This is a genomic window from Limosilactobacillus sp., from assembly GCF_022482365.1.
In the GTDB taxonomy this organism is placed as follows: domain Bacteria; phylum Bacillota; class Bacilli; order Lactobacillales; family Lactobacillaceae; genus Limosilactobacillus.
The window spans coordinates 1,834,770-1,851,821 of record NZ_JAKVPE010000001.1 but is presented as its reverse complement, the minus strand read 5'-3'; the positions used below and the strand labels follow the sequence as shown (position 1 = coordinate 1,851,821).

The window sequence follows — 17,052 nt, the reverse complement described above, 5'->3', positions numbered from 1 at the left end:
TATTAAATAGTCGTCATCACACGGCTAAAAGCGCCATCTAGAGAATATGTTACTATCCTTTTCTATCATATAGACCAGTCGAATAAAAAGCAAGCAAAACTCGGTCTACCATGGCAGCTTCTTGGCATAGTCCTTTTTGTTAACTTGCCGGGCGCGGGCAATTGCCATGTCGTATTGATCGACGCTGTCGGTAATGGTCGAACCGGCCGCAATGAAGGCGTCCTGGGCGATGTTGACTGGGGCAACCAGGTTGGAGTTGGAGCCAATGAAGGCGTGGTCACCGACGTTGGTGTGGTGCTTGTTGGTCCCGTCGTAGTTGACGAAGACGACCCCACAGCCAACGTTGATGTCCTTGCCCAGGGTGGCGTTGCCAATGTAGGTCAGGTGGCCGACCTTGGTATTGGCACCGATGTAGGCCTTCTTAACCTCACAGAAGTTCCCAATGTGGACGTTTTCGCCGATCTCAGCAGCTGGACGCAGGTGGCTGTTCGGACCGATATCGGAGCCGTTGTGCATTTCAGCTTCTTCCAGCGTGGAGGAAGTAATCTTGACCGCGTCGTGAATCGTGGAATCGATGATCCGGGAGCCGGCACTGATGTAGCAGTCGTTGCCGATGACGGTGTGGCCCTTAATGACCACGTTGCCCTCCAAGACGGTATCCTTACCCAGCTGCACGTCGGCGTCAATGTAGGTCGTATCCGGGTCGATCATAGAGACCCCTTCCTGCATCCAGTGCCGGTTGATCCGTGCCTGCATGATCTTGTTGGCCCGGGCCAAGGCGATCCGGTCATTAACCCCCATCGATTCGTCAAAGTCATCCATCTTGTAGGCGGTAACGATTTCGCCGGCGTTCTTCAGGATCCCAATGACGTCGGTCAGGTAGTATTCGCCCTGGGCATTGTCGTTGTTGATCTTTTCAAGGGCGGCAAAAAGCTTCTTGTTGTCGAAGCAGTAAACCCCAGTGTTGATCTCGTGAATGGCCTGTTCCTTGACGTTGGCGTCCTTTTGTTCCACGATCCGCTCCACGATGCCAACTTCGTTCCGAACGATCCGGCCGTAGCCAGTCGGGTCCGGGGCAACGGAAGTCAGAATGGTGGCCGCCGCGTGCCGCTGCTCGTGGTACTGGAACAGTTTTTCAAAGGTTTCCGCCGTAAAGAGTGGCGTGTCCCCACTGACAACGATGGTTTCGCCATCCTCATTGGCCAGAAGATCCTTGGCCTGCATGACCGCATCCCCGGTCCCCAGTTGCTGCTTTTGCAGGACGTAGTGAGTCCGGTGGCCCAGCTGCTCCTCGACCGTCTTGGCACCAAAGCCAACAACCGTGATGATGTTTTCGATGTGGGCGTCCTCCAATTGAGTCAGGACGTGGTCAACCATCGTCTTGCCACAGACTTGGTGCAGCACCTTGTAGAGCTTGGAGCGCATCCGCGTCCCCTTGCCAGCAGCTAAAATAATTGCGTTACGTTTTGCCATTACTAATTCTCCATTTCTAATCAAATACCGTCGCCATAAAGTTCCCGGGACGGGCCGTGATGGACTTTTCTTCGCCATCCTCTGCATCTACTTTAATCAATGCCGTGCAGTTGTCAACCAGCCGCTTGCCGTTGGTGGCATTCCCCTCGGCCAGGACAGTCATGCCGACCAGGTTGGCCCCGAATTCCTTAATCAGGGAGTGCATTCCATTCAGGGTGCCGCCGCCCTTCATGAAGTCATCAACCACGACCACGTTAGCCCCGGCCGACAGGGTCCGCCGGGACAATTCCATCTTCTTGATCCGCTGAACGGAACCGGAGACGTAGTTCACGCTGACGGTCGGCCCCTCCGTGATGTGGGAGCTGTTCCGCACGATCACGAACGGCTTATTCATGTACATGGCCACGCTCTGCGCGATCGGAATGCCCTTCGTCTCGACCGTCATGATGACGTCGACGTCCTTGTCAACGTACTGGGTCGCAATCAGTCGGCCCACCTGGCGCAGGATGTCGGGACGGCCGATTAAATCGGACAGGTAAACGTAGCCACCGGGCAAGAGGCGGGTGTCGTCATTGACCTCCGCCACCAGGTTGTCGATGGCCCGCTGTGCATTTTCCTTGGAATAAAACGGCGTCAGGATGGCACCGCCGCTAGCACCGGGGATGGTCTCCAGGCTACCTTCCCCCCAGGTATGAAAGGTGTGCTTAACAATGCTGAGGTCTTCACTAATTGATGATTTGGCGGAACCAAAGCGTTCGCTGAAGAACTTCAGGGACACCAAGGTACGGGGATGTTCCATCAGGTAGCGGGTCATGTCAACCAGCCGATTACTACGACGTACTTTCATTATTCTTCTCTGCCTTTCAAAATGGATTGTTTCCCGTTAATTCTAACATAAAACGTTCGGATTTTGCGTAACAAAATGAAAAAGACTGGCAACAAAATTTGGCCAGTCCCACTTAAATATTTTAATTGGCTTCTACAAAGTAATTTTGGTAGAGCAGTGCGGCCACGTAGATCAACACCTCGATCACGGCAATGAAGAAGCTGACCGGCCAGTTGGTCAGATAGCCGAGCAGCAGGCCCAGCCAGGTTCCCAGCAGGGAGAAGAGGATTGCCAGGATGATCATCTTGAAGACACCGTGGGTGAAGTACTTGGCGCTGGCGGCCGGCAGGGTCAGCAGGATGAAGATCAAGAGCGAGCCGACGATCTGGGCGGCCACACTGACACTCAGGGCCAGGAGCAAGAGGAAGATCACCGAAATCACGGTTTCGTTAATCCCCTGCACCCGGGCTCCGATCGCGTCAAAGGAGGTAAACTTCAGCTGACGATAGATCGCCAGGGTGATCAGCAGCACAACAATTGACAGGACGATCAGTTGGACCACCTCACCCGTGCTGATGCCGACGACGCTGCCGAAGAGGATGCTGGTGGCCGAACTGGCGGTTTGACTGCTCAGCGACAAGAAGAGGATCCCCAGACCAATGAAGAGTGCCGATACGGCACTGATCACCGCTTCCCGGCGCGACTCCTTGACACTCATCTGGCCAACCAGAACCGAGCTCAACATCGTGAAGAGGATCATCCCGTCTAGGGCCGGCCAACCCGCGAAGACGGCAAAGGAGGCCCCGGCAAAGCCGATCTCGGACAGGGTGTGGGTCAGAAATGGCAGCTGACGGGCCACCACGAAGACCCCGATCACCCCACTGACGATCGCGATGAAGGTGCTGGCCACGAAGGCGTGACGCATGAAGGCTAAGGTTAGCATTATTCGGTCCCCTCCTCATCTTCTTGAACGGGCAGCTCGTCAATCGAGCCCTCTTCATAGCCGTTGGGCATCATGTGCAGGTAGCGAGTCCCGTAGTGGCGGGCCAGGTCCCAGTCGTGGGTGATGAACATCACGCTCAGCCCGTTCTCCTGGAACTTAGTCACCAGATCCAGGAGTTCGTACTTCATCTCGTTATCCAGGCTGGCCGTTGATTCATCCAGGATTAGGAGCTCCGGATCCTGAAGCAGGGCCTGGGCTAGGTAGGCCCGCTGTTTTTCTCCGCCGGAGGCCAGCCCCAGTGGCCGGTCGGCGATCGCGGTCAGGTCAGTCAAGCGAATGATGCGGTCAACCTTGGCCCGTTCTTTCTTGCTCAGCCAGGGGATCAGGCGCGGCGGGCAGTTCAGTGAAACAAAGTCACGCACCGACAGCGGGTATTCCTCGTCGAGGTTGCGAAACTGGGGAACGTAGCCGATCTTGGTCTGCGCTGGAATGTTAATCTCACCGCTGCGGGGCTTGAGCAGACCGAGCAGGGCCCGAATCAGGGTGGTCTTCCCCACCCCGTTTTCACCGACGACCACCAGGAAGTCACCCTCGTTGACCGTGAAGCTCAGGTTGGTAATCACTTGGTGACTGCCATAGGCGACGTTTAGGTCTTCTACTGAGACAACTGCCATGCTCATTCCCCCTCTCGTTGAATCTTGGCGAGCTGCCGGTACTGGCGCAGCATCCACTCCCGGTAGGTCAGACCATTGGGCTTGGATTCCGTCACCTGCAGCACCGGAACGTTGTGCTGGTGAGCCAGCTTGACCAGGTTATCGATCACCTTATCGCTCGTCTGCTTGTTTTCCACGAAGAACGCGATCCGGTGGTTGACAATCGCCTGCTGCAAGTCACTGATGTCCTGCGGGGACGGGTCGTTGCTGTCCTCGATCGCCTTCTCAAAGTGGCGGTCGGTCACCCGGTAGCCCAAGGATTGCAGGGCGTAGTCGAAGACCGGTTCACTGACCGCCACGTTTTTATTGCTGCCAACCTGGTTTTTGACCTTGGCGATCTCTTGATTCAGGTCGGTCAGGGAACGCTGATAAGTCCGCGCCCGCCGCTGGTAATAGGTGCGATGGGCCGGATCGATTCGTCCGTATTCAGTTGCTAGACGACTGGCAAGCTTGCTCATTGTGGTCGGTGCGTACCAAACGTGCTCGTTGTCGCCGTTGTGTTTCCCGGCAACCTGACGGCCAACATTAATCGTGGTGTAGTCATGGTCGCTGGTCGACTGTGCCAGCTTGGTCAGCCAGTGGTCATAGCCCAGGCCGTTCTCAATCACCACATTGGCTCGCTCCATCTTTTGCGCCTGGGCCGTTCCCGGCTGGTAATCGTGTGGGTCGACCGAGGCACTGTTGATCAGTGAATCGACCTGGCCGTACTTTCCGGCAACCTCACTGGCCACCTCACCATAAAAATTCAGGCTGGTGATCACCCGGATGGGCTTTTGGTTCTGCCCCAGCGTCTTCCAGGGGACAAAGGAGATCCCCAGGATTACCAGTAAAATTGCGACCAGGACGGTGACCCCGGCTTGATATCTCTTCATTAAAACTAACAACCCCTTTTCTTAAATAGTAATGATTACTATTTACAACATAATCCATCTTAACGAAGATCAGCCCCCAGCACAAGTCTTTTCACAAAAAAAGGAGCGGCGGTGGGAAAGAACTCGCAAGCGAGCTCTTTCGCACTCCCCAACTCCCAATTTACAATAGCGTTACCACGTGCACGTCGCGGCAAAAGCCACAGATGCTATTTTGAATTCGCCGAGCCCGGGACTCGGTATGACAGATGGCAAAGACGGTCGGCCCCGTCCCGCTCATCTGGGCCACGTCCGCCCCCAGCTTGATCATCTTGTCCTTGAGGCGCCGAATCTCCGGGTGGGTCCGCATCGTGACCGGCTCCAGAACGTTGCCCATATACTGGACCGCCGTCGCCCAGTCCCCGGCCTTCAGACTGGCAATCAGTTGCTGGTTATTGAGGTGGTGCAGCTGCTCGTAGTTGATCTGGCGCAAAATTTGCGGGGTCGAAACGCTGGTCTGCTGCTTGGCGATCACCGCCCAGTAGTGAGGCTGGGGCGGCAGCAGCTCGATCTTCTCCCCGTGCTCCGTCACGTGGGCAAGCTTGCCGTAAACGCAGTAGGGAACATCGGAATCAATCGACAGGGCCAGGGTGGCAAGCTCCTCCAGGCTCAGGCCGAGGCGCCAAATGCGATTCAGGGCCCGCAGCACCGCCGCCGCGTCCGAGGAACCACCACCCAAGCCAGCCGCCACGGGGATGTGCTTCCTGATCTTGATCGTCACGCCTTCGCGCTGGTGGAACCGATTGCGTAAGATATGGGCCGCCTGGTAGGCCAGGTTGCGCTGATCATTGGGCAAAAAGCCACTGTCCGTGTAAACCTTGATCGTCCCCGGACGCAGGTGGGTCTCGACGGTGACGTAATCCGCCAGGTCGGCCGAGATCATCACCATGTCCCAGCGTGGTGAGCCATCAAAGTAGCGCATCGGCGTATCGAGGCTCAAGTTCAGCTTTGCGGGGGCCTTTTCCGTAACAAGCATGTGTACCGCTCCTTCCCGTGAAACATCTTACGTCGATTATACTAATCGGGCCGGCGTGCTGGCAAGTCCCTAGGAAGGCAAAGAATCCGCCTCGCCTCTTAAAGGCGAATGCGGATTCTTTAATCGTCAACTATTCAAATGTCAATGCAACGTTGTGGGTCAATAAATCAGTATAGCTATACGAAACCCGTTGAACCGCCTTTTCATCGTCGCTCAGGTGAACGATGAAGATCGCCGGGTAAGTCTTCCCCAGCGTCCCGTGCAGGGTATTGACCCGTTTGCGACCTGCCTGGGCATCGATTCTCACCGGTTGACCGATTCGTTCTTGCAGCCATTCTCTAATTTCGTCAATCGTCTCTGGCACCCGCCCTCACCTCACTGTTACTTCCAGTATACGAGGTTAGTGAGCAGATTTCAAAACAGTGTCTATTAAATTAGAGTAGTTCCGCCGCATGAAGGGCATTGGCCAGCTCAATGAATTGGGTGAGGTCCAGCCGTTCGGGGCGAACCTGCTTGGGAAGGTCCAGCTGAGCCAAGACTTCTTCCAATTGGGACTTAGTCGCCGGATCCTTGCCGACGACCCCCTGGAGATTGTTCCACAGGCTCTTCCGGCGGTGGGCAAAGCAGCCCCGAATAAAGCCAAAGAGCTTCTGCTTATCAAAGGGCTGCACCGCCAGTTTTTCCTGCCGGGGCGTCAGAACCACAATGGCGGAGTCAACATTCGGCGCCGGCACGAAGACCCGCCGGGAAACGTCAAAGGCAATCCGGGCATCCATCTGGTACTCAATCGCCAGGGTCAGGGCCCCATACTGCTTGGTTCCCGGCTTGGCCGTCAGGCGCTGGGCAACCTCCTTCTGCATCATGACGCAGATGGCGTCCCAATCAACCGGACTAGCGAGCAAACCCATCAGGATCGGGCTGGTGATGTAATACGGCAGGTTGGCCACGACCTTGATCGGCCGGGTCGGGTCGGTGAACTGCTGCTGGATTAACTCCGGCAGGTTGGCCCTGAGGACGTCCTGGTTCAGCACCATCACGTTGTCGTACGGGGCGAGCACTTCCTTTAGGACCGGAATCAGATCGGAATCAATTTCCAGCGCCACGACCCCTCCCGCCGCCTGGGCCAGCTGCTCGGTCAGGGCCCCGATCCCGGGACCAATCTCGATCACGTTGTCGTCCTTCGTGATCTGGGCCGCCTCAACAATATTTTTCAAGACGTTGAGGTCGGTCAAGAAGTTCTGGCCAAAGCTCTTCTTGGTGCGAATCCCGTACTTTTCCATGATCGCCCGGGTCCGGGTGCGACTGCCAATTTCTGGTGACTGACTCATTCGTTCTCCTCCTGCTTGATCTGTGTCATTGCCTCTTTAAACTGGGCCGGGCTGATCTGAAACATGTTCAGCCGGTGGGCCAGCTGCTTGCCGTTGCCGTAGCCGATGCCCAAAAGCTGGCCAAGCCGTTCCCGGCGCTGGCGAGCGTGCGGGTTGCCCGTTAGGCCGGCAGCCTGCAGGCTTTGGACGGTAAAGGTCGCCGCGGGCTCCTCTTCTTGGGTATAGAGGTGGGCCAGGGCCGCCTTGATCGTTGCCGGGTCGGCATGCTCAACGCCGAGACTGCCGTGGGCAACGTCGGGAACGCCCTGATCACGACGGATGAAGGCGTGCTTGACTCCCGGCACGGCGGCACTGATCATCTTGCGCAGCCGTTCCCCGTTGAAATCGGGATCGGTGAAGACAATCAACCCCCGTGTTTTCTGGAGCTTCTTTAGGCGCTCCAGGTCGGTGGCCGAGAGGGCCGAACCATTCGTCTCATAGGTGTCGGCAGCCACCGCCTTATGAATTTGTTTGGTGTCGTCCTTACCCTCGACGACGATCACTTCTTTGATCTTAGTCATCCTGTTCGTCCTTCTTCAGAAATAAGCTCCTGGCGTTGTGGTAGGTCTGGTAGGCTACCTTTTCGGCGTCCACCTGCTTTAATTCGGCCACCGCGTCCACCACAAACTTGGTGAAAGCGGGCTCGTTTTGCTTGCCACGGAACGGCTTGGGGGTCAGGTATGGTGCGTCGGTTTCGACCATCATCCTTTCCAGTGGCACGGCCTGCACCGCCGCGTGAACGTCCGTGGCGTTCTTGAAGCTGGCCACCCCGCTAAAGGAGATCGCCATCCCCAGGTCCATGAACTTTTCGGCCCACGCCGGCGAACCGTTAAAACTGTGCATCACCCCACCGAATTCGGCGACGTGGGCATCCTTTAAGATTGCGTAGGCGTCGGCCAGGGCATCGCGGCAGTGAATGGAAACCGGCAGGTGCAGCTGACGCGCCCAGGCGAGCTGCTTTTCGAAAAGCGCCCACTGAAGCTTGTGCGGCGAGTGCTCGTCGTTATAATAATCCAGGCCAATCTCGCCCACGCCAACCACCAGCGGATCCCTCAACTGAGTTAGGAGGTGAGCCTCCTCTTCGACGTTAAAGGTCGCCAGGTCCTCGGGATGCCAGCCAATGACTGGATGGAGGTTAGGGTAGCAATGTCCCAACTCCACCGCCCGGTCATTGAGCAGGCGGTTGGAGCCCACGATGTTCATCTCAACCACCCCGTAGTGATTTGCCCGGGCAATGAAGGCCGGGACGTCGTCAAAGAACGGCGTGTCGTTGAGGTGGGTGTGGGAATCGTAGACCTTTCGCCACGGTTTGTGCTTTGCCACGATTATTCAACGCCCATGCCTGGTACCAGGTCGTCGGGTGCGATGACAACCTTGACTTCGCCATCCTTTTCAGCCGAGAGCATCATCCCCTGGCTGAGTTCGCCCCGCATCTTCCGCGGCTTCAGGTTGGCCACGATCAGTACGTTCTTACCAACCAGAACGGATGGGTCCGGGTACCACTTAGCGATGCCGGACAGGATCTGCCGGCCTTTTGGAGTCCCGTCATCCATCTGGAACTTGAGCAGCTTGTCGGCCCCTTCGACGTGGTCGGCGGCGGTAATCTTGGCCACCTTCAGCTCAACCTTGTCAAAGACGTCGATCCGAATCGGCTTCTTGCCGGTCGTTTCTTCTTCCTGCTTAGCAGCGGTTTGGGCCTGCTTCTTTGCTTCTTCCATTGCTTTTCTCCCCTTCTTCTTCTGGTTTGCGCTCATCTTGCTCTTGATAAAGTCAACTTCCTGCTTAACGTCCAGCCGTGGGAAGATCGGCGTTCCCTTGGCAACCACTTGGGCCGTGGCCGGGAAGTCATCAAACTGCAGATCGGTCAGGGTCAGGTCGGTTCCGTCCAGGCCCAGCTGACGAACAATTTCCTTTGGTGCGTCCGGCATTGCGGGCTGCAGGAGGGCGGCGATCATCCGGAGGCTCTTTGCTAGGTGGGTCATGACGTCGGACAGTTCAGCCTTCTTGCTGTCGTCCTTGGCCAGCACCCATGGCTCGGTCTCATCAATGTACTTGTTGGCGCGGCTGACCAGCTTCCAAACGGTGGCCAGGGCGTCGGCAAAGTGGGTGGCGTCCATTTCCTGCTTGTACTCGGCAACCACGTCGGAAGCAGTCTGCTCCAGATCAGCATCGAAGTCGGTCGTGGCGTCATTTTGCCCGGCCAGCTTACCGTCCTGGTACTTGTTGATCATGGCAACGGTCCGGTTCAGCAGGTTCCCCAGGTCGTTGGCCAGGTCGAAGTTGACCTTGTCGACAAAGTCTTCTGGGCTGAAAACCCCGTCGTTGCCAAACGGTACTGCCCGCAGCAGGTAGTAACGGGTGGCGTCGAGGCCGTAGCGATCAACCAGGGTCTCTGGGTAGATGACGTTCCCCTTGGACTTGGACATCTTGCCGTCCTTCATCGTCAGCCAGCCGTGGCCGATGACGTGCTTTGGCAGCGGCAGGCCGAGGGCGTGGAGCATGATTGGCCAGTAGATGGTGTGGAAACGCACGATTTCCTTACCGACCATGTGAACGTCGGCCGGCCAGAACTTCTTGAAGAGGCTGTCGTCATCGCTGCCGTAACCGAGAGCAGTAATATAGTTGGACAGGGCGTCGATCCAGACGTAGATGACGTGCTTCGGATCGTTTGGCACCTTGACACCCCAATTGAAGGAGGTCCGGGTGACGGCCAGGTCTTCCAGGCCCGGCTTCAAGAAGTTGTTGACCATTTCATTCATCCGGGAGTGGGGCTCGATGAAGTCCGGGTGTTCCTTGTAGTAGTTCATCAGCCAGTCGGCGTACTTGCTCATCTTGAAGAAGTAGGATTCTTCCTTAACCAGCTGAACCTCGTGGCCGGATGGTGCCTTTCCACCGATGACCTTGCCGTTGTCGTCGCGGTAGACCTCGGCCAGTTGGCTTTCGGTGAAGTACTCTTCGTCGTCAACCGAGTACCAGCCGGTGTACTCACCCTTGTAGATGTCACCCTGGTCGATGAACTTTTGGAAGATCTTCTGAACTGCCTTTTCGTGGTAGTCATCGGTCGTCCGGATGAACTTGTCATTGGTAATCTTCAGCGTCTTCCAGAGTTTCTTGTTCCCCGCGGCCATTTGATCAACGTATTCCTGTGGCTGCATGTGCAGCTGTTCGGCCTTTTCCTCAATCTTGAGTCCGTGTTCGTCGGTCCCGGTCAAGAAGAAGACGTCGTAGCCGTTGAGCCGCTTGTAGCGCGCCTCGGCGTCACAGGCGATCGTCGTGTAGGAATTACCAATGTGAAGCTTACCAGATGGATAGTAAATTGGTGTCGTGATGTAATAGGTTGGTTTTTCAGTTGCCATATGAGGCCCCTCTCTCTAATGATTTTCTAAGATTAGTTTTACAGTTTAGTATAGCATATTCCCCCGGCGTCTGACGGCCTAAAACAGGTCGAGCTGCTCGGGGGAACGCGATGCCAGGCCGGTGAAATGGACGCCCATCATCTTCTGCAATTTCAGTGCGTTGGGGGCGGCATCCTTGCCGGAGTTGTTGTTGAAGATCACACAAACCTCCCGTGGCGGAGGCGTCAAATTCTCAATCGCCGTTTGAAACCGGTGCAGTTCGGCGTCCGAATAGCGATACAGCGTGCGGGTCTTACGCCAGCTCTTGTCCTGGTTGAGCCAGCCGCTGGTGTTTTGGCCATGCAGCCGCAGCATCGCCAGCTCGGGATTGGTCGTCGCCAGGTAAAAGGGCACCGAGGCGATGATGCCGTGCGGTTCGTCCGCCGCCACCAGGGTAAATTTCAGGTCCCGGCAAAAGGCCACCAGGGATTTCAAGGTGCCGGGGCGGTACCAGGTCTGGTTGCGCAGCTCAATTGCCACCGGCAGCTTGCCCATCCAGGTTCGCACCAACCTCAGATACTCAATATCCTCAGGCGAGGCGGCGAAGTAAGGCGGAAATTGAAAGAGGACCGTCTTCAATTGCCCGCTCGCCACCAACGGCGCCACGGTTTGCTTGTAGCGTTCAAATAGCTCCGCCAGAGCCCCCTTGTCCTGCCCGCGCTCGTGCAGGGTCATCCCCCGGTGGGCCTTGATGACAAATTGAAAGCTTGCTGGCACCTCCACCAGCCAATTCTGAATGGTCGTCATCTGCGGCAGGGCGTAGAAAAAAGTATCCACCTCGACCGTCGGCAAGTGCTGGGCGTATTCGTTTAAGGTGACCGGCCGCTCTTGGTTATGGATCAGGGCCGGGTGCTCGGTCCAGGTGGTCAAGCCAATCGTGATTTTCATTTTGCTTGCCTCCCTTCTCAAAGTGTTGCCCATGCTTAGCAAATTCTTATTCTGGGCAAAATAAATCTATATGCATTATTTAGCTGGCGCGCAGGGCCGCCCTGGTCCCGTTTATGCATTGCCGTCCTTAGGCTCGCGCAGATTATGCAAAAAATGGGCGAACAAAGATGAGAGCACTTCTCAGAATGGGATTTTTTCCTGTCAATGTCGCCAAAAAGATGTTATCTTACGGTTGAACAATTTGAAAGGGGCGATTACGATGCTGCTAAACACTAAGTTAATGTCTAACGTCAAATCCAGTTTTAAGAAGGGCGCAGGCCACGCGAAAGGTGCGGCGGCATTCCCCTTCAAGGTCGACGGAAAGGTCGTCTTCTTTAACTAAGTGACGTCAATTAAATACTACAGCTTAAAAAGAACGGTTGCCCACAAAAGCAATCGTTCTTTTGTTATACGTTCAATTCTGCGAAGAACTTGGTGGCGTCGGTCTGAACCATCGTGAATTTAACTGGCAGGTCGAGCTTTTGCTGGTTGATAGCCAGCACCTGGGCCGCCGGGTTGCCGTACTGCAGGAGCCCCGCAAACGGGTAGACCTTCATCGAGGTTCCCACAATCACGATCAGATCGGCCGCCTGCATCGCCCGGACGGAATTGATCACGTCGTCCTGCTTGATTCCCTCGTCGTAGAGGACGATGTCGGGACGCAGCGGACCGCCGTCCTTGGCATGGATCCGGCTCTTCAGGTAATCGGCCACCGGCACGCTCTCCTTGCACTTTTCACAGTAGACGTGGTAGAGGTTGCCGTGGAAGTCGATCAGGTGGGTTGCCCCCGCCTCTTCGTAGAGGTTGTCGATGTTCTGGGTGATTACCGTCGCCCGGTCCTGCTGGGTCAGGGCCGCCTGCTTTTCGTGGATCACGTTCGGCTTGGCATCCGGGAAGTAGAGGTTCTTCTTGCAGAAGTTGTAAAAGCCGTCGGGATCGGTCGCAAAATAGCGGTGACTGAGGTAGTATTCCGCGTTCTTGTCCTGGGTGTAGAGTCCGTTAGCCGAGCGAAAGTCTGGAATCCCGGAGGCCGTAGAAACCCCGGCCCCGGTCAAGAAGACGATGTGCTTGGCCTGATCAAATAAGTGTTGAATTTCCTGTTCCATAATCTTACTTCCTTACAATGTATGGAATGCTGTGCTCTTCTAAGAACTTTTGGACCGGCATGCCGTAAATCTTCTTGAAGGCTTCCGGCGTCTCCGGCTGTGGAGCGGCCATCGTAAACGAATTCTGGTGATCGTTGCGCCGCAGCCCAACGTAGGCCCGCCGGTTGGTCCCCCGCTCCTTCATGTCGGAATGGAAAATTTCGAAGACCTGGCGCATCTCCAGGCGCAATTGGCGGGCACTCAGCACCGGTGAAACGGTGGTGTACTCGTTGTTGTGCAGGGCCGGCATCCCCCATTCCTGCATTTGTTCATCAAAGAGACCGTAAAGCCGCACGATCGTCCGCCGCATGTCAAACGGAGACTTGATCGGCTTGGCCGCGATCTTCTGATAGATCTTCTTTGCGGCTGCCAAAGCCAGTGGGTAGTTTTCCTGAAGCCGCGTCTCAAACTTCGGCAGGTCCTCTCCATAGAAGACCAGGGCGTCCAGGAGAGTCAGCAGGCGCAGGGCCCGTTCGTCATCGTCCTTTGCCCCTTCCTTGGTCAGGGTGTGCTCGATTCCCTTGAAGTAGAGCTCCTCGATCTGGTCATTGATCAAGCCGTGCTTGCGCTGCTCGGCCACGACCACCCGGTGCATGGCCACGTTGTAGAGGTCGGTCGACATGATCATCATCTGCTCGTCGAGTTCCTTGTCGCCAAGGGAAAGCTGGAAGAAGATCTGCGGGAAGCCCTGGAGCAGCATCAAGAGGTGCAGCAGCTCGTGACTGGCCGTGTAGTTCGGTGCCGTCAGGTCGGTCACAATGATGAAGAGGCCGCCGGGCAGGGTCTTCTGCGTTGCCTGGTCGTGACGGACATAGCCGGCCTTTTCACCATGAAACTGAACAAAGACCGTCCCGTCCGGGTAGAGGGAATTGATCTCTTCCAGCAGTGCCTTGTTGGTATCGTTTAATTCAATCTTTTCTTCGGTCATTTTTGTTCCTTTCTAATCGCTTGGAGAACTTGACGCGCCCGTTCCTGGTCGACGTGGTCGCTCTCGGCCAATTTGGCCGCGACCTGTGAAACCTCGGCCGGGGTGGCACCGACGCTGGCCGCCAGCGAACGGTACTGCAGTTTCATGTGGCCGGCCTGAATACCGGTCGTCGCCAGGGCGCGCAGGGCGGCCAGGTTCTGGGCGAGGCCGATGCTGGCGGTTACCGCCGCCAGTTCCTCGGCCGTCTGAATTGCGCTGATTTGAAAATTAAGCTTGGTTTGGGGATTGAGGCCGATCGAACCGCCAACCACCCCGACCGGCAACGGCAGGGTCAGCTCGCCGTGCAGGCCAGTTGCTTTAACCCGCCAGGTAGACAGGCCCCGATAGTGACCGTCACGGGCGGCGTAGGCGTGGGCACCGCTCTCGATGGCCCGCCAATCATTGCCGCTGGCGATCATGACGGCGTCGATACCGTTCATGATCCCCTTGTTATGGGTGGCGGCCCGGTATGGATCTACCTGGGCAAGGTCGCTTAACCGGGCGATCCGCTCGGCCACCGTCCGCCCGTTCATCTTGGCCGTTGCCAACTGAGCAAAGTCAACGTCGCAGGCCACTGTCTGGAGACTATTCGTGGCAAAGTTGCTGAGGATCGCCACCAGCACGTGGTAGCCCTGAGCGGTCAGCTCGCGGGCCACCGCCTCGGCCATCGTATTGACGCTGTTGGCCCCCATCGCCTGGCAAACATCAATGCCGAGGTCGACACTGACGAAATCGCCTGGGGTGCGAACGGTCAGGTGCTTGGCCCCGCCACCCCGGCGCTGCATCGACGGGTGGGCGGCATTGGCAACCGCCAGCAGGTGGGCGGCCTGGCCAAGGATTTTTTCTTTAGTGGCCGCAACATCGTCAACGTCGGTCAGGACGACCTGGCCGACCAGCTCACGGGATTGTTTGGAGGCATGAAAGCCACCTGACCGGGCTACCCGCTGAGCGCCGTTGGAAGCCGCCGCAATTACCGACGGCTCCTCAACCACCATTGGAACCACGTATTGTTGCCCGTTAACGACCAGGTTGAGACCCACTCCCTCGGGCAGTGAATAGTCGGTCAGGTAGTTTTCCACCAGCTCGTTGCCCAAGGGCGAGGCCCCCGAGGCTAGCTGCTCGACGACGCTGGCCGGCAGTTTAAGGCCGTGCACCAGGCGTTCCCGCCGCGTCTGGGGATCGAGCTTGTAAAAGCCGTGCTGCCAATCAGTCATGCTGTCGCTTCCTTTGGTTCACGTATTCCGTGATGATTCCTTCCCGCACGCCGCTTTCGGAAAAGATCACCCGGCCGTCGCTGTTGCGTTGCAAAAGGCTCACCAGCGGCAGCATCCCACCGACGATGATGTCGGCCCGGTCGGCTTCCAGGCCCACCATCCGCTTACGCTGGGCGAGGTTGCGGTTCAAGAGCTCCCGGTAGGTCGCAAAGACGACCCGGGACGAAATCTGGTAGCCGTGGATGGAGTGCTGACGCCGGTGCCGGTGATGATAGGCCCAGGTCATCCGGGCCAGGGTCCGGTTGGCACCGCCAAGCAGGACGATCGGCACCCGGGTTGCATAGCGCAGCCAGGGAATCTTCGTCAACCGTTCGTTCATCGCTACCTGGGCCCGAAAGAGGTCGGCCGAGCGAACGTAGCCATTCAGGTGAAACTGCTCCGACAGGGTCACTGCCCCGACCGGAATGGAAATCAGGTCCCGGGCGCGCCGCTGCTGAACCAGGACCAGCTCACAGCTCGCGCCACCAACATCCAAAATTAAACAGTGGTTCAACTTCATGGTGCGGATCACACCTAGGTAGTCGTAGTAGGCTTCCTTCTTGCCCGACAGGACTTGAAGATTAATGCCAACTTCCTTTTGGACCCGGTCCAAGAACTCCTGCCGGTTATGCGCCTGACGGACCGCCGCCGTCGTGATGGCGCGGACCTGGGTGTTGGGCATCCCCTCATAGATCTTCTTGAAGCGCTTGAGGGCGGCAATTGTCCGGTCCATCGCCCCTTCCTGGAGCATTTTTTCCCGGCCCATGCCCTCGGACAGACGGGTGTTTTCCTTTACCCGTTTGATTTCCCGAAAACGGCCATCCGGGGCAATCTCCGTAATGGCCATCCGGGCCGAATTCGAGCCCAGGTCAACAATCGCGAGGTTTTCCACTATTTCTCACCTCCGCTTGATTAATTTATTATCATTAAAAACATTCTCTTTAATGTTACCATGTTCCGCCCCGTGAAACACTAATAACTGTTTTAGCAAAATGATTTTTAAACGCCAAAGGAGACCCGCCAGCATGTTTGCCGGTCCGGTCTCCCATTTGGTAGCTTGAATAAGCTTATTTTTTAGCCAAAGTAATTGATGCCGATGGCGTCACGAACTTCCTTCAAGGTCTGGTTGGCAACCTCATTGGCCTTGGCGGAGCCTTCAGTTAGGACCTGGTCAACATAGTCCAGGTTAGCCGCGTAGTGTTCGCGCCGTTCCCGGATTGGCCGCAGGATTTCTTGGAGGACGTCGTTTAAGTGACGCTTGATCTTGACGTCACCGAGGCCACCCGCTTGGTACTGTTCCTTCAGTTGGGCCACGTAGTCCTTGTCCGGGTCAAAGATGTCCAGGTAGGTGAAGACAGTGTTGCCCTCAACGTGACCGGGATCGCTGACCTTAATGTGGGTCGGGTCGGTGTACATCGACATGACCTTCTTTTGGATCGTGTCGGCGTCGTCGGACAGGTAGATGCAGTTGCCCAGGGACTTACTCATCTTGGCGTTGCCGTCCAGGCCTGGGATCCGCCCCTCACCCTTTGGCGGGAAGACCCCCTCTGGTTCAACCAGGATGTCCTGCTGGTAAATCCGGTTGAAGGTCCGGACGATTTCCCGGGTCTGCTCCAGCATTGGTTCCTGGTCATCACCAACCGGCACGGTGTCCGCCTTGAAGGCCGTGATGTCGGCCGCCTGGCTAACCGGGTAGATGAAGAAGCCGGCCGGTACGCTCTCGCCGAATTTCTTCTGCTTGATCTCGGTCTTGACGGTCGGGTTCCGCTTCAGCCGGGCAACCGTAACCAGGTTAAGGTAGTGCATCGTCAGTTCATTTAAGGCCGGAATCTGGGACTGAACCAGAATCGTGGACTTCTTCGGATCGATGCCGACAGCTAGGTAGTCGAGGGCCACTTGGTGGAGGCTGTGGCGGATCTTCTCGGGATCGCGGGCGTTGTCGGTCAGTGCCTGCTGGTCGGCGATCATGATGTAGGTATCGTACTTGCCGGTATTCTGCAGGGCCACCCGGTTCTTCAGGGAACCAACGTAGTGTCCGATGTGCAGCTTGCCAGTTGGTCGATCACCAGTTAAAATTACGTGTTTCTTTTCAGTCATTTTAATTTCCTCCTTTATAGATAAAGCGCCCCATTAGTCGAAACTAATAGGACGCTTTGCGC

The 17,052-nt window shown here is 56.6% G+C and carries 17 protein-coding genes; all 17 read right to left on the bottom strand.

All coding sequences use genetic code 11. The features are described from left to right. Window positions 1-105 precede the first annotated feature (105 nt). On the bottom strand, window positions 106-1,473 hold the full coding sequence (glmU, locus tag LKE23_RS08685; protein WP_291976950.1) for a bifunctional UDP-N-acetylglucosamine diphosphorylase/glucosamine-1-phosphate N-acetyltransferase GlmU: 1,368 nt from the start codon (window positions 1,471-1,473) through the stop codon (window positions 106-108). A 16-nt stretch (window positions 1,474-1,489) separates the two neighbouring features. Continuing rightward, complete coding sequence (purR, locus tag LKE23_RS08680) at window positions 1,490-2,320, bottom strand: pur operon repressor (RefSeq protein ID WP_291976949.1); 831 nt, start codon at window positions 2,318-2,320, stop codon at window positions 1,490-1,492. A gap of 121 nt (window positions 2,321-2,441) precedes the next feature. Continuing rightward, window positions 2,442-3,242, bottom strand: coding sequence for a metal ABC transporter permease (locus tag LKE23_RS08675; protein WP_291976947.1), 801 nt, complete (start codon window positions 3,240-3,242; stop codon window positions 2,442-2,444). Next, on the bottom strand, window positions 3,242-3,916 hold the full coding sequence (locus LKE23_RS08670) for a metal ABC transporter ATP-binding protein (RefSeq protein WP_291976946.1): 675 nt from the start codon (window positions 3,914-3,916) through the stop codon (window positions 3,242-3,244). The genes LKE23_RS08675 and LKE23_RS08670 overlap by 1 nt, the downstream gene beginning before the upstream one ends. A 2-nt stretch (window positions 3,917-3,918) precedes the next feature. Beyond that, window positions 3,919-4,827, bottom strand: coding sequence for a metal ABC transporter solute-binding protein, Zn/Mn family (locus tag LKE23_RS08665; protein WP_291976945.1), 909 nt, complete (start codon window positions 4,825-4,827; stop codon window positions 3,919-3,921). 160 nt (window positions 4,828-4,987) lie between these two features. Beyond that, entirely contained in the window at window positions 4,988-5,839 is an 852-nt protein-coding gene (gene ispE, locus LKE23_RS08660) for a 4-(cytidine 5'-diphospho)-2-C-methyl-D-erythritol kinase (RefSeq protein WP_291976943.1), read from the bottom strand. Window positions 5,840-5,969: 130 nt separating this feature from the next. Beyond that, window positions 5,970-6,203 carry a Veg family protein gene (locus LKE23_RS08655; protein ID WP_291976942.1) on the bottom strand — a complete coding sequence of 78 codons (234 nt, stop codon included), beginning with the start codon at window positions 6,201-6,203 and terminating at the stop codon, window positions 5,970-5,972. 70 nt (window positions 6,204-6,273) lie between these two features. After that, window positions 6,274-7,167: a 16S rRNA (adenine(1518)-N(6)/adenine(1519)-N(6))-dimethyltransferase RsmA gene (rsmA, locus tag LKE23_RS08650; protein ID WP_291976941.1), complete on the bottom strand. Its 894-nt coding sequence runs from the start codon at window positions 7,165-7,167 to the stop codon at window positions 6,274-6,276. After that, entirely contained in the window at window positions 7,164-7,727 is a 564-nt protein-coding gene (gene rnmV, locus LKE23_RS08645; RefSeq protein ID WP_291976940.1) for a ribonuclease M5, read from the bottom strand. Before rnmV ends, rsmA begins: the two co-directional genes overlap by 4 nt. Further along, a complete protein-coding gene (locus LKE23_RS08640) occupies window positions 7,720-8,529 on the bottom strand; it encodes a TatD family hydrolase (RefSeq protein WP_434737598.1) in 810 nt (269 codons plus the stop codon). The genes rnmV and LKE23_RS08640 overlap by 8 nt, the downstream gene beginning before the upstream one ends. A gap of 2 nt (window positions 8,530-8,531) precedes the next feature. Then, a complete protein-coding gene (gene metG / locus LKE23_RS08635; protein ID WP_291976939.1) occupies window positions 8,532-10,562 on the bottom strand; it encodes a methionine--tRNA ligase in 2,031 nt (676 codons plus the stop codon). Between the two features lie 78 nt (window positions 10,563-10,640). Beyond that, on the bottom strand, window positions 10,641-11,489 hold the full coding sequence (locus LKE23_RS08630; protein WP_291978288.1) for a DUF72 domain-containing protein: 849 nt from the start codon (window positions 11,487-11,489) through the stop codon (window positions 10,641-10,643). Window positions 11,490-11,935: 446 nt separating this feature from the next. Beyond that, entirely contained in the window at window positions 11,936-12,634 is a 699-nt protein-coding gene (locus tag LKE23_RS08625; RefSeq protein WP_291976938.1) for an NAD-dependent protein deacylase, read from the bottom strand. Between the two features lie 4 nt (window positions 12,635-12,638). Beyond that, window positions 12,639-13,601: an IpaB/EvcA family protein gene (locus tag LKE23_RS08620; RefSeq protein WP_291976936.1), complete on the bottom strand. Its 963-nt coding sequence runs from the start codon at window positions 13,599-13,601 to the stop codon at window positions 12,639-12,641. Next, complete coding sequence (locus LKE23_RS08615) at window positions 13,598-14,854, bottom strand: hydroxymethylglutaryl-CoA reductase, degradative (RefSeq protein ID WP_291976935.1); 1,257 nt, start codon at window positions 14,852-14,854, stop codon at window positions 13,598-13,600. Before LKE23_RS08615 ends, LKE23_RS08620 begins: the two co-directional genes overlap by 4 nt. Beyond that, window positions 14,847-15,785: a Ppx/GppA family phosphatase gene (locus LKE23_RS08610; RefSeq protein WP_291976934.1), complete on the bottom strand. Its 939-nt coding sequence runs from the start codon at window positions 15,783-15,785 to the stop codon at window positions 14,847-14,849. Before LKE23_RS08610 ends, LKE23_RS08615 begins: the two co-directional genes overlap by 8 nt. Before the next feature lie 182 nt (window positions 15,786-15,967). Then, the gene (gene trpS / locus LKE23_RS08605; RefSeq protein ID WP_291976933.1) at window positions 15,968-16,990 is read right to left on the bottom strand and encodes a tryptophan--tRNA ligase; all 1,023 of its coding nucleotides are present in this window, start codon (window positions 16,988-16,990) and stop codon (window positions 15,968-15,970) included. Between the last annotated feature and the right edge of the window lie 62 nt (window positions 16,991-17,052).